This is a genomic window from Candidatus Neomarinimicrobiota bacterium, from assembly GCA_021734025.1.
Classification (GTDB): Bacteria; Fidelibacterota; JAANXI01; order JAANXI01; family JAANXI01; genus JAANXI01.
The window spans coordinates 64,167-82,285 of sequence record JAIPJS010000011.1 but is presented as its reverse complement, the minus strand read 5'-3'; the positions used below and the strand labels follow the sequence as shown (position 1 = coordinate 82,285).

General features: G+C 50.6%; 17 protein-coding genes. 11 read left to right on the top strand and 6 right to left on the bottom strand.

Going from position 1 to position 18,119, the window contains the following annotated elements; genetic code table 11:
- Window positions 1-114 precede the first annotated feature (114 nt).
- The 9 genes from K9N57_12215 to K9N57_12175 all read left to right on the top strand — a co-directional run bounded on the left by K9N57_12215 (window position 115) and on the right by K9N57_12175 (window position 8,846).
- Window positions 115-1,989: a cell wall metabolism sensor histidine kinase WalK gene (locus tag K9N57_12215; GenBank protein ID MCF7804949.1), complete on the top strand. Its 1,875-nt coding sequence runs from the start codon at window positions 115-117 to the stop codon at window positions 1,987-1,989.
- Window positions 1,990-2,003: 14 nt separating this feature from the next.
- A complete protein-coding gene (locus K9N57_12210; GenBank protein ID MCF7804948.1) occupies window positions 2,004-2,294 on the top strand; it encodes a hypothetical protein in 291 nt (96 codons plus the stop codon).
- Window positions 2,295-2,481: 187 nt separating this feature from the next.
- Entirely contained in the window at window positions 2,482-3,150 is a 669-nt protein-coding gene (locus tag K9N57_12205; GenBank protein MCF7804947.1) for a response regulator, read from the top strand.
- 2 nt (window positions 3,151-3,152) lie between these two features.
- A complete protein-coding gene (locus tag K9N57_12200) occupies window positions 3,153-3,626 on the top strand; it encodes a TrkA family potassium uptake protein (protein MCF7804946.1) in 474 nt (157 codons plus the stop codon).
- An 11-nt stretch (window positions 3,627-3,637) separates the two neighbouring features.
- A complete protein-coding gene (locus tag K9N57_12195; GenBank protein MCF7804945.1) occupies window positions 3,638-4,300 on the top strand; it encodes a TrkA family potassium uptake protein in 663 nt (220 codons plus the stop codon).
- Between the two features lie 13 nt (window positions 4,301-4,313).
- On the top strand, window positions 4,314-5,810 hold the full coding sequence (locus K9N57_12190) for a TrkH family potassium uptake protein (GenBank protein MCF7804944.1): 1,497 nt from the start codon (window positions 4,314-4,316) through the stop codon (window positions 5,808-5,810).
- A 14-nt stretch (window positions 5,811-5,824) separates the two neighbouring features.
- Window positions 5,825-6,103: a hypothetical protein gene (locus K9N57_12185; GenBank protein MCF7804943.1), complete on the top strand. Its 279-nt coding sequence runs from the start codon at window positions 5,825-5,827 to the stop codon at window positions 6,101-6,103.
- A 4-nt stretch (window positions 6,104-6,107) separates the two neighbouring features.
- On the top strand, window positions 6,108-8,564 hold the full coding sequence (locus K9N57_12180) for an amino acid permease (GenBank protein MCF7804942.1): 2,457 nt from the start codon (window positions 6,108-6,110) through the stop codon (window positions 8,562-8,564).
- Between the two features lie 3 nt (window positions 8,565-8,567).
- Window positions 8,568-8,846, top strand: coding sequence for a hypothetical protein (locus K9N57_12175; GenBank protein MCF7804941.1), 279 nt, complete (start codon window positions 8,568-8,570; stop codon window positions 8,844-8,846).
- Between the two features lie 302 nt (window positions 8,847-9,148).
- On the opposite strand, the gene K9N57_12170 is transcribed toward K9N57_12175, so the two are convergent.
- The 3 genes from K9N57_12170 to K9N57_12160 form a co-directional block, all read right to left on the bottom strand.
- Window positions 9,149-10,651: a leucyl aminopeptidase gene (locus tag K9N57_12170; protein ID MCF7804940.1), complete on the bottom strand. Its 1,503-nt coding sequence runs from the start codon at window positions 10,649-10,651 to the stop codon at window positions 9,149-9,151.
- A gap of 119 nt (window positions 10,652-10,770) precedes the next feature.
- On the bottom strand, window positions 10,771-11,430 hold the full coding sequence (locus K9N57_12165) for a hypothetical protein (GenBank protein MCF7804939.1): 660 nt from the start codon (window positions 11,428-11,430) through the stop codon (window positions 10,771-10,773).
- Window positions 11,431-11,536: 106 nt separating this feature from the next.
- Window positions 11,537-12,349: an alpha/beta hydrolase gene (locus K9N57_12160; protein ID MCF7804938.1), complete on the bottom strand. Its 813-nt coding sequence runs from the start codon at window positions 12,347-12,349 to the stop codon at window positions 11,537-11,539.
- Between the two features lie 153 nt (window positions 12,350-12,502).
- Between K9N57_12160 and K9N57_12155 the strand changes: the two genes are divergently transcribed.
- Entirely contained in the window at window positions 12,503-13,432 is a 930-nt protein-coding gene (locus tag K9N57_12155) for a lytic murein transglycosylase (GenBank protein ID MCF7804937.1), read from the top strand.
- 204 nt (window positions 13,433-13,636) lie between these two features.
- Here K9N57_12155 and gap read toward each other — a convergent pair whose 3' ends face one another.
- Entirely contained in the window at window positions 13,637-14,653 is a 1,017-nt protein-coding gene (gene gap / locus K9N57_12150; GenBank protein MCF7804936.1) for a type I glyceraldehyde-3-phosphate dehydrogenase, read from the bottom strand.
- Window positions 14,654-14,862: 209 nt separating this feature from the next.
- On the opposite strand from gap, the gene K9N57_12145 reads away from it, so the two are divergent.
- Complete coding sequence (locus K9N57_12145) at window positions 14,863-15,723, top strand: DMT family transporter (protein MCF7804935.1); 861 nt, start codon at window positions 14,863-14,865, stop codon at window positions 15,721-15,723.
- A 24-nt stretch (window positions 15,724-15,747) separates the two neighbouring features.
- On the opposite strand, the gene K9N57_12140 is transcribed toward K9N57_12145, so the two are convergent.
- The gene (locus K9N57_12140) at window positions 15,748-16,866 is read right to left on the bottom strand and encodes an alkaline phosphatase (protein MCF7804934.1); all 1,119 of its coding nucleotides are present in this window, start codon (window positions 16,864-16,866) and stop codon (window positions 15,748-15,750) included.
- 2 nt (window positions 16,867-16,868) lie between these two features.
- On the bottom strand, window positions 16,869-18,119 hold the full coding sequence (gene tyrS, locus K9N57_12135) for a tyrosine--tRNA ligase (protein MCF7804933.1): 1,251 nt from the start codon (window positions 18,117-18,119) through the stop codon (window positions 16,869-16,871).

Genomic DNA, 18,119 nt, shown 5'->3' with positions numbered 1-18,119 from the left:
ATCGACATTATGCATGATTGGAAGATATCCAGAATCCCCTGGGCCCTGATTTCATGCGATTTTGTGTTCTGGTATAACACTTGCATAATTTACCCGATGGAAAGGAAATGACTCATGCGCGTTCGAAATAAAATACTGGTCAGTCAGGGAATCGGCCTGGTACTAATGACCCTGGTAATCTGTTGGGGCATTGTGCATCTGGTGCGTCTGGGACAGGCGAGTTCTGCAATTCTGGAGGAGAATTACCAGAGTATCCTCGCCGCAGAAAGCATGCGGAATGCCCTGGAACGCCAGGATAGTGCACTGCTCCACGCATTGACCAAAACCGGGGCTACCTCGTCCCGGGACATGTTTCAAACGAACGAATCACGATTTCTCCAATGGCAGAGCCGGGCGGATAATAACATCACTATTCCGGAAGAGACCGGGACGCTCCACGATCTCGATTCGCTGTATACCGCCTTCCGGAGTGCAACGACATCGTACTGGACCGGCCTCGACCGGGGCACCTCAGATCCCGCGTCGTACTATAGTGACAATATCCAGCCCCTTGTGTGGCAGTTGCAGGAGAACATCGAACGACTCCGGGATCTCAACCAGGAGGCGATGTATACTGCGAGTGACCAGGCAAAATCCGTGGCACATGCAGCTATTGTATCCACCATCGCCGTGGGGCTTATTGGATTGGTGTTGAGTATAGTATTAAGTGTTCTCGTTGCCCGCAAAATTACGAACCCTTTGCAGACATTGGCCACGGCATCCCAGCAGATCGCACAGGGCGATTACGATGTCACGATCCCGGTGGACACGGAAGATGAATTGGGGCAGCTGGCCGAGGAATTCAATCGGATGGCAACCCAGTTACAGTCCTATGAGCAGCTGAATATCGATCAGATCATGCGGGAGAAACAAAAGAACGAAGCCATTCTCACCAGCATCGAAGACGGAATCATTCTGATTAACTCCGCCGGGAAAGTGGTGAATTTCAATCCCGCGGCGGCCGAACTCTTCCGGCGATCCTGGACAGCCGGGAGCCCGCCGATCCCGATGGAACAGCTCATACAGGATGAGACATTGCTGGACCATTTGCAGACCACAATTGATGAAGGAGATCCACTGGAGATTTCAGACGAAGAACGGATTACGACCCTGGGCGGATTGCAGGAGGACAAGTTTTACGCCTATACTATTACACCGTTTACTGGTCACACCTCAGGGTTGGAAGGGATGATCCTCCATCTGCGGGACGTGACCCGCCTGAAACAACTGGATCAGCTCAAGAGTGAGTTCGTGATGGCGGCCTCCCATGAACTGCGGACGCCGCTCACCAGTATCGGCATGAGCATCGCAATTCTGCGGGAGCATCTGGATGAGACACTCAGCGAAAAGGATGCCGACATGCTGGAGACCGCCCATACAGAAATCCGCCGGCTCAAATCACTGGTGAACGACCTGCTGGAACTATCAAAGATCGAGACCGGGCGGATTCAGATGACGTTCGAACGGACTCCGGCGTCGCTCATTACCGAACGCATCCGATCGGTCTTCGCCAATCAATTCGACGAGAAATCGATCCGGTTCACCGAGGAGATTCCGGACGACCTGCCGGAGGTCAAAGCCGACAGCAATAAAATCACCTGGGTGATTACCAACCTCATTTCCAACGCGATCCGTTACGTTAAATCCGGTGGCCAAATTACCTTATCTGCGCAGCACACACACGAGCATGTCTACATCTCCGTGGCCGATGACGGCGCCGGAATCCCGGAGGAATATCAAAGCAAAATCTTTGATCGGTTTGTGCAGGTGCAGGAGGACAATCACGGTGGCGGGAGCGGACTGGGGCTCGCTATCTGTAAAGAAATCGTTCGGGCGCACGGCGGGACGATCTGGGTGGAATCCGACCCCGGAGAAGGCAGTACGTTCACTTTTACCCTGCCGGTGGTGGCAGAAGCACACAGCTCATCCTCCCGGGATGAAACGAAATAAGAAGGAATACTCATATGTCAAAACACAAATGTCCGAATTGCAATGAATACGACACCTATAACATCAAAACGCGATATGCACAAGTAAGTGTAGTACTCTTCGTCCTCGCTGGACTGGTCTTTTGGTTCGGAACTATTCTGGTACACCCCATAGCGGAATTAATCATTGCCGGAGTGATCTTTCTGGCTGGGGCGGGATTCCTGATTGCGTCACTGCGAATGAAAAACGTCCATTACTGCCGTAATTGCGAGAAACGGTTCTCTCCGGATATTGTGGACTCATCGAACATTGACGACTTTCAATAAAAACCTGTTCAAGACATTATGATCGCAATTCCAATCGCATTCTGTCCCCCAACAGCCTGGGCTTTGATATCCATCCGTTTACTGGAATCCAGATTCAACCGGGATATAACACAGGAAAGTCAGTGGGATACCTGCTGCCCCCGACTCCCCGCCCGCTTCTGATTAATGAGCATAAGGAGTAAATATAATGGCTAAACAAAAATTATTAATTGTAGATGACGAGCCCAATATCCGTTTGACAGTTACCCGGGCTCTGGAATCACTCGGTGTGGAAACTGACACCGCAGCATCCGGGGAAGAAGCCCTAAAAAAAGTCGAAGCCGGGGATTTCCAGGCGGTCTTGCTGGATCTCAAAATTCCGAAGCCGGATGGACTGGAAGTCTTGCGCCGACTTCGCCAAGAGCAATTGGACATACCAGTGGTTATGATCTCTGCCTTCGGTTCTATTGATACTGCGGTGGAGGCATTAAATCTGGGCGCTGTGGACTTTCTTCAAAAACCCTTCAGTCCAACGGAAATCCGGGAAGCGGTCCAGCAGGCATTACGGGGCAAAGAGTCGGAACCCTGGACGAAGGAGCAATACATGGATAATCTTCGGGAAGCGGCTTCTTTGCTAAAATCCCACCAGCTGGACAAGGCGGAGCGTTTAATAAAGCAGGCTCTTATCGCTCTTCCGGACAAACCAAATGCTTATAATGTTCTGGGCGTGCTGCTGGAATACCGGCATCTGAACGAGGAGGCAAAAAAATTATATCGGGCAGCGTTGGGAGTTGACCAGTCATTTACACCGGCATCTAAAAACCTGGATCGACTCAGTAGTAACGTGTCATCCGGGCAACTGAACATGGGAGTCTGAGTATGGCAAAACTCCGAACCAAACCATCGGAATGGTTAAAGAAACCGGCTGAAAATGGGGAAAAATATATTGTGGTAATCGGTTGTGGCCGGTTGGGCTCTTTATTAGCCAACCGGACGAGCAAAGCCGGACACAGTGTGGTCGTGGTGGATACTGAGAAACGTGCGTTTGAAAAACTGGCGACCGGCTTTAGCGGATTCCGGATTGAAGGGAATACAACAGAGCTGGCGGTACTGAAAAAAGCGAAACTTGACCAGGCCGACGTTGTGTTTGTCACCACACGGGATGATACGATTAATCTCACGGTGGCCCAAATTGCCAGCCGCATTTTCTCCGTTCCCAAGGTGGTAGCCCGGGTCTTCGATCCGGAACGGGAAGAAATTTACCATACTCAGGAAATTGAAACCATTTCCCCGACGATCCTGGCAGGTGAAGAGTTTCTGTCGGCAATCCAGGAAGCAAATACCAGAAAGTAGGAAAAGGCGTTATGAAGATCATTCTCAGTGGGAATGGCAGCACGTTGTATTTCCTCACTCGTACCTTCATTAATAAAGGCCATTCGGTTACCGTCATAAACGACAGGAAAGAGGAGTGCGATAAGATTGCGCAACAAATGAAAGTACTGACCCTCCATGGGGATTTTACCACTCCGTCAATCCTGGAAGAGGCGGGAATACGTCAGGCGGATGCCGTTCTTGCAGTGTCCCCGTATGATTATGAAAATTTAATTACCTGCCAGCTTGCAGCATTGCGGTTTCACGTCCCCCGAACACTGGCGGTTGTGCAGGATCCGGATAATGAAGAGATATTTCAACAGCTGGGCATTGATGCTTTCGCCGTAACGAAAGTGGTGACCAAACTGATCGAACAGCGAACCGTCCTTGAGGAGATGACAAGTATTATCCCGGTTGGAGGCGGCAAAGTGAATATCTCGGAAGTGATCCTTCCGGCGACTGCCCCGGCAGTTGGAAAAACCTTACATGAACTTTCGTTACCTGAAAATGTCATCATCGGATTTATCCTGCGGGAGGAGGAGCAACTGATACCGCGCGGACAAACCGTGCTCCGGAGCGGGGATCGATTGATCGTTATTGCTCTGCCAGATTCCCAGAGCGAAGCCTTGAAAGTGCTGACCGGCGATGCATCGTAATCCGGGAAAATCCGTGACAGGAGATTCGTATCTCAGGAGCCGGTATGGAGTAATCCTGGGGTATATCGGGCTTATCATGATGATAAGCAGTCTATTTTTACTTCTACCACTGAGTGTGTTATTCGCATGGCCGGCAGAGAAAGAGTTGGCTTTTGCATTCCTGGTTCCGGCTGGCAGCCTCCTTGGTATCGGGCTGCTCCTGTGGTTCTTTTTCAAGCCGCCTCCCGGTACCGATCTGACGCTGGAAGAAGCGCGGGTGTCCGTCCTGCTCAGCTGGATAGCCTTATTTATCTTCTCTGCATGGCCATTCTACCTCGGGGCGGATATGTCATGGACACTTGCCCTGTTTGAGGCGGTAAGCGGATGGACGACTACCGGACTGACTGTGGTGGATGAACAAAGCACGCTCCATATTTTCCTCCTCTGGCGAAGCATTATGCAAGTGGGAGGAGGAGCAGGGCTGGCAATCCTGATGCTGGCATCCGTCACCGGTCCTATCGGTCCTTCTCTTGGGCGGGCTGAAGGACGACAACAGCTTGTACCAAATGTCAAAGCCTCAGCAAAGGTGGTTTTGATTCTGTATGTCGGATATATCGTCATTGGCATTCTCGGATATTCTCTGGCGGGACTTGGATTCTTCGACGCCGTAAATCACTCTCTTGCGGCTGTATCGACGGGAGGATTTTCAACGAAAGGCGCCAGCATTGGCCATTGGAATTCCATCGCGGTCGAAGCCGTCTCTCTCCCCTTGATGATTCTCGGAAATCTGAATTTTCTGGTTGCCTGGCTGATCCTGCGTGGCAAAATTCGGGCAGTCTCAAAGAATGGAGAACTCCGCTTCTTCACGTGCCTGCTTCTGCTCGTCATACCTTTGCTCTTTTTTCTCACTGTGCAGGGAATATATCCCAGCCTCGGGAAAGAGATTCGGGTCGCGGTGTTCGAAACTGTTACTGCATTGACTACCACCGGATTTACATCCACTAGTTATCAGGGATGGAATGCAGTTGGGATGTTTCTCACTATTGTACTCATGTTCATCGGGGGTGGAACCGGCTCCACTGCCGGCGGAATCAAACAATTTCGGATATATCTTTTGTTCAAGTCTATCTATTGGGCAATACGTCGCGAGTTGCTGCCGCGCTCAGCCGTGGAATTCAATTCTGTCTGGGAAGGAGATAATGAAATCCAGGTGTCAAAGAACCTCCAGGTCCGTGTCGGAGGATATGCTTTTCTCTATCTGGTTGCGATCGGAGTCGGGGCGACGGTGTTGATGGCACACGGGTACGGGTTCATGGAGTCCCTATTCGAGTACGCCTCAGCCCAGGGAACCGTCGGGCTTTCGGTCGGTATTACCGGGCCACAAGCCCCACCCGGCGTTCTCTATACCGAGATGGTCGGGATGTTTCTGGGGAGATTGGAATTTTTGGTCATCCTGATCGGTATTGTGAAACTATCCCGGGATGTCCCGTCCTTAGTCAAATCATCCCGCGATGTGGACACACCAGAATGAAGCGGGAAACGATAATGGAAATCGAACTGACGATTCTCGAGGAAGACGACCTGCTTTATCGATTTCAGCATAGTAAACTGACTCTGCCCGAATACACTCCCGTATACGATATTCCCCTGACTTTGCAGGACAAGGAATCTATGTATGATTTCATCAAAACTATCAACTATGGCATGAATGATTTGACAAAATACAGCACAAACAGGAATACAAACTTTCAACGATTTATTATAGATATTCGCTCAATATTCATTTATAATTTTTTGGTGAATTCGAATGGTAAGAGGTGGTAGCTAGATGAATCAACAGTCTTCACAGTCGGAAGCGGTTCAGTTAAATCGTGACTTGAGTCTTTTTGACATCACCATGATCGGCGTCGGTGCCATGATTGGCGCCGGGATTTTTGTGTTAACCGGAGAAGCCGCCGGAGTCGCCGGTCCGGCGCTGATCCTGAGCTTCGCCCTGAACGGGATCGTCACCATATTTACGGCTATGGTCTACGCTGAACTCGGGTCAGCTATTCCGGAAGCCGGCGGTGGATATCTCTGGATAAAGGAAGGACTGCCCGGCGCCAACGCCTTCCTTGCCGGCTGGATGAGCTGGTTTGCCCACGCGGTCGCCGGGGCACTGTATGCGCTGGGATTCGGGGCGTTCATCTTCGAATTATTGCGCATCCTGGATGCCCCGCTGCTCCAGTACGGGATTGACCTGACCATGGGCAAGAAACTGTTCGGTACAGGCATCGCAGCCATCTTTGCCTATATCAATTTCCGGGGCGCCAGCGAAACCGGGATGGCGGGCAATATTGTGACGGTGTCCAAGGTTTTGGTCATCGCAATTTTCTGCTTTTTCGGACTGAAGTTTATGTTTTTCCCGGATTGGTGGTTCTCCTTTGGAACAGGCGGCGGTATGGGCACCTCCCAGCTGCAGCCGTTCATTCCGGATGAGACCGGCTGGATGGGGATCCTCTCCGCCATGGGACTCACATTCATCGCGTTCGAAGGCTACGAAATCATCGTTCAGGCTGGCGAAGAGGTGGTCGAGCCGAGGAAAAACATCCCCAAGGCGGTATTCTGGTCCCTGGCTATCGTGGTGCCAATCTATATGGTGGTCGCCTTTGTATTGGTGGGGGCTTCGCAGTCAGAGCTCCTTATCCAGGCATTGGAAGCCATAGATGCGCATATTCCCGGAGATATTTCCGCCCAGGTTGCCAACTGGAAGATCCTCCGGCACGTGGGGGAACTCGGGCTTGCCCGGGCTGCCGCCCAGTTCGTGCCCTACGGCGCTGTGTTGATATTGGCGGGAGGCGTATTGTCGACCATGTCAGCCCTGAATGCCACCACCTTCTCCTCCACGCGGGTTTCATTCGCCATGGGACGGGACAAAAACCTGCCGGATCTGTTTGCCGCGATTCATCCGGATCGCCGGACGCCCCACTACGCGCTGTTATTTACCGCAGCGTTGATCATCTTTATGGTATTGTTCGTTCCGATTACGACGGTAGCGGCTGCGGCTGATATCATGTTTCTGCTGCTCTTCCTCCAGGTGAACATCGCGGTGATCACCATCCGGAAAAAATACGGCGACAAGCTGGCGTACGGCTACCTGATGCCGTTTTATCCTATAGTCCCCATTATCGGCATCGTAACCAAATTCGCCCTCGCCCTGTTTATGTTTGATCACTATCCGGAAGCGTGGTTCTACGTGTTGATCTGGCTGGCGGTCGGTTTTGGTCTGTACAGGATGTATGCCAAAGGCAGGGAGCGGGAAAAGGCAGCCACGCCGGTCCTGGCGGAAGAAAAACCGATTGAAACCAAGCAGAAAACTGTCCTCATTCCTGTGGCGGATCCCGAAACAGCCAAAACCCATATCGACCTCGGAGCCCGGATCGCCCGTCACTCAGATAGTCAAATCCTTCTCCTGCATGTGGTTACCGTACCATCACAGCTCCCACCCAGAGCCGCAAACAGATTTGTTGAAGATGCCCGCCCAATCCTGGACAGCGCCCGAAAGTACGCCGAACAATATGACCTGCCCGTCAGCACCCAAATCCGGGTGGGACATAAACCGGCAGCGGCTATCATTTTTACGGCTCAGGATAAAAACACCGACTATCTGATCATGGGCTGGAAAGGAACAGTCCACAGGGAGAAAACCGTCATCGGATCCAACATTGACATGGTGATGAAGGAATCCAATACCCATGCCATTGTGATGCAGCATGACGGTGATGAAGAGATAAAAAGGGTTCTGGTTCCGGTGGCGAATCCGAAAACGGCGCCCCTGGGACTTGCGGTCGCCTCCCTGCTGGTGGAGGAAAAGGCTGATACCGTCATCGATGTGTTGCACGTTTCCAGAGAAAGTCTGAACGAAGAGGAACGACAAGAATTCCGGAAACAGGTGTTCCGGTTTGCCCGGGAGAAAGAGGGCAGCCAGGAGGCGCTTATCGCAGATTCCTCCCGCTTCTCATTTCAGTTCATTGATAATTCGGAACCGGAGCAAACAATTATCCAACACTCTGAACAGTACGATCGGATTGTGCTCGGCACCAGCCAGGACGAACTGTTCCGGCGGAAAGTGTTCGGACGCACTCCGACCCGGCTGGCGGAACGATCCCGATGTCCGGTAGTCTTCGTCCGGCCGAAACAGCCGGATTTCAAATTCGAGATGCAGGATTTCTTCCAATTCTTCCGGGAGCTGGAAGAGATGGGACACCCGGAAGATTCCTCAGAAAATGCGTCACAAGGAGAGTAGACCATGTCCTACGAAGATCTGGAAGAACACAATATTTTCCTCCCGGAAGAGCACTGGGACGAACTGGATCTGTCCAGTTCAGTTAACCAGCCACTTCTGCTGCTAACTATCCTCATTGGCTTGCTCGCGTGTACTCTGATGGTGCTGGGCAGCGGCGAATCGTTAACCTGGATGGGTGCCGGTCTGTTCATCATCTTTTTATACGCGTTTACTCTGGTCTCCAATACCGGAATTGACAACCAGAACCGCACTGTGGATGAGGTAATGGAGGAAGACGATTGATGGGTCGGTCTGGTGCAGTGAACTGACATCCTGGTGCTCAGAAACAAAACCGACACCTCATACCGTTAAATTGAGCTCCCCGGCTTTACATCTGAGGTTCCTGCTTTGACTTTGTCATTAGGCAAAATCCCGCCCAGACAACCATTCATCCACATGTTTTTTCGGAAAGTGGGTTAGAGCCCATACAACAAGGAATACAAAAGCGCCCTCCGACCAAACCGGTTCCTCATCAGCAATAGGCTGAGTCAGTTTGACATCCTTCTCAATTTTATTGCAAACGCATTCTCTGCCAAATGAATCCTCTAGCTCTTCAATGTCTCCGTCAACCACCGTACCATCAGTCGGACACCGACCCCGGATGCCCCTTTGGGTATGTACGGACGGTCCTCTTTCCACCATGCCGTACCGGCGATATCCAGGTGAGCCCACGGGGTTTCGCCGACAAATTCCTTCAGAAATGCACCAGCAGTGATAGAGCCTGCGCCCTGGCTCCCGAGATTTTTCACATCAGCTACGTCACTTTTCATGTGTTGGGAATACTCTTCCCACAATGGCAGCTGCCAGCACCGTTCCCCGGTATATTCCCCAGCATCGATAATTCCGTTGATAAGCTCATCGTTATTGCCCATCAATGCGGAGGCGTGATGTCCCAATGCCACAACAGCAGCGCCAGTCAGCGTTGCAAAGTTGACCATATATTTTGGTTCGAACTCCTTTTCCGCATACGCCAGTGCATCGGCAAGTGCCAATCGACCTTCTGCGTCCGTATTCAGGACTTCAATCGTTTTACCGTTATAAGCCTTCAGGATATCCCCCGGTTTGTAGGCACGTCCATCGGGCATATTTTCCGTCGCAGCCACAATTCCGATGACATTTGTTGCCGGTTTGAGCTCAGCAATCGCATACATAATTCCCAGGACAGCTGCGCCACCACACATGTCGAACTTCATATTGTACATAGACTTGGACGGCTTGATTGAAATTCCTCCGGTATCAAATGTGATACCTTTTCCCACAAATGCAACAGGTGGTTCTCCATTTTCTCCACCATAGTATTCCAGTACAATCAGTTTCGGTGGTTCATCTGCACCTTTGGCCACGCCGGCAAATGCGCCCATCCCCATCTGCTCGAATTCGTTCCGGTCATACACCCGATACTTAAATCCGCCGATCTTTGCGATTTGTTCGGCCTCTTCCGACAGACGCGAAGGCGTCATAACATTGCTTGGATGCAGTGCGATATCACGCACGAAAGCCGTGGCCCGGGCGACAGCACTCCCGGTGGTAATCGCATCGTCAACGTCGCCATCTGCCAGAATTGTTGCTTTCTTTGCAATGAATATCTTATCCGTGTCCCGGGTTTTATATTCCGTAAATTGATAGGAGCCGAGTATGAGGCCCTCGGTTAATGCCTGCGCTACCTCCGATTCGGATACCTCTAATTTTTGCAAGCCGAACAATTCGACGGCAAAATCCTTGATCCGGCGCTTCTGCGCTTCCCGCACCGCATGCCCGCCGGCCTGCCGCACCTTGTCCAGGGTGTAGGCCTCTCTGGTACCTAATCCCAGTAGTAATACACGGCTGACCGGACTTTGCCCATCGAAATGCAGCATTTCGGTCTGACCGAACTCTCCCTGAAAATCCTCCTGCTCAAGCAGCATCTGAATCTGGTCACCAAATGCCTCGTTATACTGCAGTTGATAATCTGACAATTCTTTATCATCAAAAATTCCGAGGCATAATAGCGACCATTCCCCGGTCGTGATCTCCGGTGTACTACTCGTTATTGATTCCAAATGTGCCATATTTCCCCTTTTTTTAACTCAGATTTGTTCTTAGTGCGGCGAATGTAATAATAGCTGAACGATTGCCCAACTGGAATTTTCGGTATTGGAAATGGAACGATATGAGAAAGAGAAAAATTCTAGTCAGAGAGCGGGACGAGGGTTTGTTGCTCAGGAATCTGATCGGTCGCCACCCAAAGACTGAGATCCTTGTCTGAAATACCAAACATCTTTTTCATCGTGGTCTCTTCGCCCTGCAATAATTTCGTAAGGCGGCGGGTAAAACTGACGGCAATATACCTGTAGATGGCATTTTCAGTCATCCGAAATAGTGTTTGTCTGATGATTGAGGGATGATGGCCCTCTCCCCGTATTCTGCTGACGTAATCGGTCAGAATAAAATGGAAGCCCAGGTAACCGGTGCCACCCCTGGTTTCCATAAGATATTTAAACTGAAGTCTTCCCTGATTGTAATGATTGGGATGTACCAGCCCGCCGTTTTGAATTTGCATGGTAATATGGGACTCATTGCCGTTCGCAGAGCTCCAGATTCCAGAGAACCAAAGCAAATTTTTCCCGCCTATCGTACTCTTCAGCACAGCATCCGGCGGATTATAAATACTTCGTACGAGGCCGGAGAAAACGTGATCCACATAGGCAAAATATAGACGTGCCGTCATATGTAAATTATCGACGGAGAGCGGTTCGTCAATCGATAGGAGTGCTTTGGGAACATACAACCAGTGATGTGCAGTGATCTTTCCGCCATAAAACTGGATTTCGAAATGGGTAGTTTCCATGGTATTGATCCCTATTAAACCATCCCTTGCCTTTGACTACTGAGAAGAAATGTATCCGACTTACCAGAATCACAAATACTCAAACACACAGCTCAGGCGTAAGCACTCAAAATCCGCCGGCATCCACCCGGTAGAGGAATTGGCGCAGCAACGAATTAAAATGCTGCGATTTTTCCATGTTAACCATATGCCCTGCATCATCCAACTGGTGCCACTCTACACGTTCTAATTTTGATGCAAGGGTTTTGGCGATACTTCGAAAATCACTGCGGTCCCCCTGTCCCGTCACTACGCTGACCGGGCACCTGATTTTTCGGAGCCGGTCGCTGACGTTATCTCTGGATTTAATCTGCATATTACCATGCAGCAACGGCATTCCAGAGAAGGAAGTCGCCATCTTTCTGAGAAGTGCGGCATGTTCCCTCATGGTCCGGACTTTGGCGAACATGGGATCATTCAGCCAGTATTGTCGCAGGTTTTGCCGGAGCGTCCGTAAATTTCCCGCCTGCTGAATCCGATTCATTGTTTCCTTCCATGCTCGGGACCATTCGTAGCCAGCCAGGGCCGGTGATGCCAGTGCTAAACCGCTGACCCGTTGCGGATACCTGGCTGCAAATTCCAGCGCCACCGCTCCACCCAACGACAGTCCCACCAGGATAGCATTGGGAAGGTGCAGGGCGTTCAACAGTGCGGAAACGTCACCAATGTAGGTATCCAAGGTATACGGCTCCTCGGGTGCGTCGGAATATCCGTGTCCCCGAAAATCCAGTCCGAGCACCAAATTTTCATCACGAAATACATCGTACTGAGCCTGCCACATCCGACTGTCAAAAGTCAGGCCGTGGAGGAATACAAGAGCGGGCCCGCTCCCATATTGCTGGTAATGCAACCGATAATGTGGCAATTCGATATATGGCATTATTGTGATTATTCTCTTGTAATTCGCCTCTAAACATGATAGTATTTTACCAACTAATCAACAACACATATTAAAACATTTCAAAGTTGTAATCCGGATCATATCCTGCTGGGTTTATTTCGGATAAATTGCTCCAAATCAGGGGAACTTCATATGGACAGAAAATTTCGTCCAGTCTTATACATAACTCTAGGTGTCATTATACTGTTTGCGATCGTTCTGTACAGACCGGGACGTACAACTGCCCCCACCATGCCCTCCAACATGCAGCTCCCGGATGCCGGCGTTTATGCATCGTTGGTAGAACGGCTCTCCAAAGATGGATATGACGATTCGACACTCAGACAACTGTATTCTCCCGGGAATGACGTCTTTTATGAGCGGGTCACTAAAGTACATCTAAAACATCGCGAGCGCTCAGATCCTTATGAAAAAATGTATAATGATCGCGCCATTCGGTCGATCCGGGAGTTCAGAGCGCAACATCAGGAAATCTTTGAATCAGTTGACGAACAATATGCCGTTGATCCGGGAGTCATTTCCGCCATTTTATATGTGGAATCCCGGTTTGGGCAATCCGCCGGAACCCATCCGGTGGTGTATGTCTTCAGTTCTATGGCGCTGGCCGGTGAAGACTGGAACATCAATGCATTAGTTGATGAAATGGAATCGGAACTGGCGCACCTGTCTGAAAACGAAAGAGGAGAGAAAATAGCCTACCTTCGCAGACGGGCTGAGTCGAAATCATCCTGGGCATACGACGAATTGAAATCGTTGCTGGATATAAACCGGTCCCATAACGTTGACATTTTGGATCTCCGGGGTTCCTGGGCCGGGGCATTCGGGATGCCGCAATTTTTACCGTCCTCTTTCAGAGCATATGCCGTTGACGGCGATGGAGACGGACAGATCGATATTACTCAACCGGCGGATGCGATTAACTCGGTCGCGCATTATCTGTATAGAAACGGCTGGCGTGGACGAATTACGGAGAACAAAAAACGCAAAGCGGTGTGGAGGTACAATCACTCCTGGTATTACGTGGATCTGATTATGAAACTGTCAGATGCGGTCGAGTCATGAACGGCCGAATGAAAGTGTTCGAGTGTTAAAGTGTTTCCCAAAGGGATCCCTTCGGGGCAGGTGTTCAGGTTTAAAACCGGGCTTCAGTGTTTTAGTGTTACTGTGTTTTGGTTGTTGGGAGACCAATGTCCCATTCAAACAAAAAAACGGACGCCCAGTAGGACGCCCGTCGTCAAGACTTAAGGCAGTGTGAGTTCTGCGCTGTCAGCGATTCTTCCGGAGCTGAACCACTTTCTGTGTTAAATCCACCACCCGCATCGCATAGCCGGATTCGTTGTCGTACCATCCCGAAATCTTTATAAAGTCATCCCGAAGGACACTTGTGAGCGGTGCGTCATAAATCGCTGAGAAGCGATTTCCGATAATATCCACTGAAACTAGCGGTTCTTCGTTGTACTGGAGATACCCCTTGAGTTTAGTTGCCGAGGCTTCCAGAAATGCTTTGTCCACTTCTTCCTTGGTCACCCCCTGCTCCAACTCCAGAGAAAGATCTACGATAGAACCATCGGGGATTGGTACGCGATATGCCATGCCATCGAGTTTTCCGTCCAGCTCCGGAATAACCTTACCCACGGATTTCGCGGCACCGGTTGAGGTTGGAATAATCGACAGTGCGGCAGACCGCGCCCTGCGCATATCGCGATGCGGATAGTCGAGCAGCCTTTGATCCATGGTATAGGCATGTACCGTAATTAAATATCCGTGACTGATCCCAAATGCATCGTTCACTACCTTTGCGAGAATTGCGGCGCAGTTCGTAGTGCAGGAGGCATTGGAGATAATTTTTTCTTCGCCGGTGAGTTTGTTATCGTTGACTCCCATCACAACAGTGGCGTCAATTTCATCTTTGGCAGGAACCGTCAGTACAACTTGCGATGCACCGGCGTCAAGATGCTGCTCCAATTGCTTCCGCTGGCGAAACACGCCCGTCGCTTCAATGACCACATCCACATCAAGATCTCCCCAGGGAAGTTTGGAAGGATCTTCTTCTGAAAGGATTTTTATATGATCGTTATCTACGGTCAGGATATCGTCCTCCACCGAAATTTCCCCGGGATATACACCATGAACCGAATCGTATTTCAAGACGGTAGCCAGACTTTGCGTATTACAGAGGTCATTGATACCAACGAAATTCAATTCAGCGTTAGTCTGTTTAGCGGCACGCAAAATGGAACGGCCCACTCGTCCGAATCCATTTAATCCGACACGAATACTCATACGGGATTCATCCTTTCGTTCAATCTGATTTTTTAATGGTTATAACCGGGTGGTGTTAATTTGACATAGTATGAATTTAGAAAGCGCGGCCCTGATTCCAAATCGTTAATTCGGAAATGTGAGCCCCCGCAAGGAAATCCATATCTCAACTCTCCTGAATTATTGTATATTCCGATTACAAATTTATCCACCACTAAGCAGACAAAAGCATGTACTACCTCATTATCGGCATCGGAATTATCGCCGCGTCGTTCGCAGCCATTTTCATTAAAATCGCAGACGACGCCCCGGCGCTGATCATTGCGGCCTACCGGCTGGCCCTCGCTACATTAATAATGACACCATATGCCGCGTCCCGCCTTAAAAAGCAAGCTGGCCGATTCACCCGATCCTCTCTGAAATGGAATATCTTATCCGGCGTTTTTCTTGCATTGCATTTTGCGACATGGATCGCCTCACTGAAATTTACCTCGGTAGCGCGCAGCGTTATCCTGGTATCGACTAATCCATTATTCGTTTCCGTACTGGGTTGGGTTTTTCTGAAAGAAAAGGTCAAGCCGCTGGTGGTCATCGGAATAATCGTCAGCTTCGCAGGCATCGTGATTATGAGCCTGGGAGAACTCACCGGCGTACAGGCAAGCTTTACCGGCGATGCCCTGGCACTCTCAGGCGCCTTTTTCGCTGCCATCTATCTGTTGACAGGGCGAAATGTACGTCAGACAATCTCGGCCACCACTTACTCATATATCGCCTACGGGATTGCAGCAATCGTACTTGTGGGAATGTCTCTGACTGCCGGATTGCCGTGGACAGGGTATTCGCTCACCACATGGAGTATGTTCCTCCTGCTGGCCATCGTCCCGCAGATTATCGGTCACACCTCATTCAACTATGCGCTTCGCTATGTCCCTGCAGTCATCGTGGCTCTGGCCATCCTTGGCGAGCCGATTATGTCCTCGACACTGGCGTGGTTTATCCTCGGTGAACAGGTGCATGTAAATACTTTCTACGGCGGAGTACTCGTACTTATTGGGGTATTTTTAGCGGTATATCGGCAGGAGCAAAATTAGCCAGTGGATACTTTCGCTGTGTTCTCAGTCGGATCTTAACAGTTTAAATAGCCGCTTTCCGATATCGGTATTGTCATACACGCCGCTGAAATGTTCAGCGCCCGGACCAATCGCAAATGCCGGGATCATCTGACCGGTATGACCATCAGATGTCCAGCCAAATTCCATGCGTCCCTTCTGAGCCGTCGGACCGTAGTCGACATTAACACCTTCTCTTTCATGCCCTGAAACGCCATAGCCTATCGCCATACCGCCAGTCTCGTGATCCGATACCCAAAGCACAAGCACGTCCGGATGGGATTCACGGTAATCCAGCATCCATTTCAGCGCGCTGTTCATATCCTGCATTTCGGCGACGACTTCCGGACCGTCATTGTCGTGTCCAGCCCAGTCTACCTGAGAGGCCTCCACCATAAGAAAAAAACCGTCCTCGTCATTGTCGAGAATTTCTGTGGCGGTTTGTGTCATCTGTGCTAATGAGATATCACGCTTTGAGGCAGTCGGCATTCCCTTCTTTGCGAAAAGCCCAATGAGTTTTTCGGTGGACTGTGTATTGACCGATTCTAGCGTCTGCTTCGTACTGATGTACCGGTAACCGTCCTCTTGCATTTGTTTGGTGAGGTCCCCGGAATCATTTTCTGCAAAAAACTGCTGGCCGCCACCAAGCATCACTTCGATTCCGGCGACTGCCTGTTGCCGGGCAATCTCCATTTCATTGTCACGATCTTCCACATGGGCGCTGAACGTGGCGGGCGTCGCATGCGTAATCTGGCTGGTAGCAACCAATCCCGTGGCTTTGCCCTGCTTCTCTACGAGTTCGAGCACAGTCTGAATCCGGGTGCCATCCGGGAGCATCGCCACCATTCCGTTGTTGGTTTTCTGTCCTGTAGCAAAGGCTGTCCCGCCGGCAGCCGAGTCTGTAATCAATTTATCGTTAGCGTGCGTTGTAAACAGTCCAACCACCGAAAACCGTGAAAACTGAAAATCCTCCTCGGCATATCGCAACGAAGTAATCTGCGAGACACCTGTCCCATCACTAATTACCAGGATGACCGATTTGGGCTTGTCGGCTCCGACTATCACCGAGGCTGCAATCAGAAACACCGCACATACAACCCCCGCTTTCCGAAAATATAAAGTCATTATTATTCCTCCGGAGGTACGATTTTTACAAATCGCCGTTTGCCGACCTGGAGGACAAATTCATCCGTGATCTCAATATTCAGGCCGAAGTCTTCCACCTGTTCTCCATCGATGCGCACACCGCCCTGTTTGATGAGCCGCCGCGCCTGGGAGTTGGAATCCGCAAGGTCCGCCCCAGTGATGAGATGGACGATCCACGCTTTGCCGTCCTCGTCCGTCTCCGGCGTAAACTCCGGAATATCATCCGGGACTTCCTTCTTTTTGTGTACCAGGTCGAACTGCTTCTCGGCTTCCACACCCTTTTCTCTATCGTAATACAATGCAACCAGTTCCCGCCCAAGCCGGCGCTTCAGGTTCATCGGATTGACAGAGCCGGTGTCCAGTTGTTCTTTAATAGATTCCAATTCGTCCCCGGGAATATCCGTCAACAGTTCAAAATATTTGTAGATTAGATTGTCCGGGATAGACATGGTCTTTCCAAAGATCTCTTCAGGTGGATCTTCAAGGGCGATATAGTTGTCCAGCGACTTGCTCATTTTTTCCACGCCATCAGTCCCCTCCAGGAGCGGCGTCGTCAGGATAGCCTGGGCTTCCTGACCGTATGCTATTTGGATAGTGCGCCCTACCAGAAGGTTGAAGGTTTGATCCGTACCACCGAGTTCAATATCCGCGTCCAGTTCCACCGAGTCCATCGCCTGTGCGAGCGGGTAAAGAAATTCATGTACACTGATCGGCTCGCCGGCCTTGTATCGTTTTTCGAAATCGTCCCGCTCCAGCATCCGTGCAACCGTGTAATTACTGGCCAGCTCGATGACGTCCCGGAAGGACATCTCCTCCAGCCACTCGGAATTATACACAATTCTGGTTTTGTCCGGGTCAATGATTCTGGAGGCCTGTTCAAAATACGTCCGACCATTAACGCGGGTCTCCTCCAACGTCATCGGCGGACGCGTTTTATTACGTCCGCTGGGATCCCCGATAGTGGCCGTAAAATCACCGACAACGAGAATAACCTGGTGTCCGCAGTCCTGAAACTGGCGTAATTTCCGCAAAACAACCGTATGTCCCAGATGAATGTCCGGGCGGCTTGGATCCAGGCCGAGTTTCACCTTCAGCGGCGTATTTGTCTTTATGGAGTCCTTTATTTTTTCTTCCAGTTCCTCTTCCGGGATGATACTGACGGCGCCCCGCCGGTACAGTTCCATCTGTTCTTCCACGCTGGGAAATTGCCTGTCTGCAGTCAAAATTTCCAT

Coding starts and splice junctions, on each gene's coding strand:
- K9N57_12170 (MCF7804940.1), bottom strand. CDS start 10,651: ATGGCACATTTGGAATCAATAACGAGTAGTACACCGGAGATCACGACC.
- K9N57_12195 (MCF7804945.1), top strand. CDS start 3,638: ATGAAGATCATTCTCAGTGGGAATGGCAGCACGTTGTATTTCCTCACT.
- K9N57_12175 (MCF7804941.1), top strand. CDS start 8,568: ATGTCCTACGAAGATCTGGAAGAACACAATATTTTCCTCCCGGAAGAG.
- K9N57_12215 (MCF7804949.1), top strand. CDS start 115: ATGCGCGTTCGAAATAAAATACTGGTCAGTCAGGGAATCGGCCTGGTA.
- K9N57_12140 (MCF7804934.1), bottom strand. CDS start 16,866: ATGACTTTATATTTTCGGAAAGCGGGGGTTGTATGTGCGGTGTTTCTG.
- K9N57_12155 (MCF7804937.1), top strand. CDS start 12,503: ATGGACAGAAAATTTCGTCCAGTCTTATACATAACTCTAGGTGTCATT.
- gap (MCF7804936.1), bottom strand. CDS start 14,653: ATGAGTATTCGTGTCGGATTAAATGGATTCGGACGAGTGGGCCGTTCC.
- K9N57_12205 (MCF7804947.1), top strand. CDS start 2,482: ATGGCTAAACAAAAATTATTAATTGTAGATGACGAGCCCAATATCCGT.
- K9N57_12210 (MCF7804948.1), top strand. CDS start 2,004: ATGTCAAAACACAAATGTCCGAATTGCAATGAATACGACACCTATAAC.
- K9N57_12165 (MCF7804939.1), bottom strand. CDS start 11,430: ATGGAAACTACCCATTTCGAAATCCAGTTTTATGGCGGAAAGATCACT.
- K9N57_12200 (MCF7804946.1), top strand. CDS start 3,153: ATGGCAAAACTCCGAACCAAACCATCGGAATGGTTAAAGAAACCGGCT.
- K9N57_12180 (MCF7804942.1), top strand. CDS start 6,108: ATGAATCAACAGTCTTCACAGTCGGAAGCGGTTCAGTTAAATCGTGAC.
- K9N57_12185 (MCF7804943.1), top strand. CDS start 5,825: ATGGAAATCGAACTGACGATTCTCGAGGAAGACGACCTGCTTTATCGA.
- K9N57_12160 (MCF7804938.1), bottom strand. CDS start 12,349: ATGCCATATATCGAATTGCCACATTATCGGTTGCATTACCAGCAATAT.
- K9N57_12145 (MCF7804935.1), top strand. CDS start 14,863: ATGTACTACCTCATTATCGGCATCGGAATTATCGCCGCGTCGTTCGCA.
- tyrS (MCF7804933.1), bottom strand. CDS start 18,119: ATGGAAATTTTGACTGCAGACAGGCAATTTCCCAGCGTGGAAGAACAG.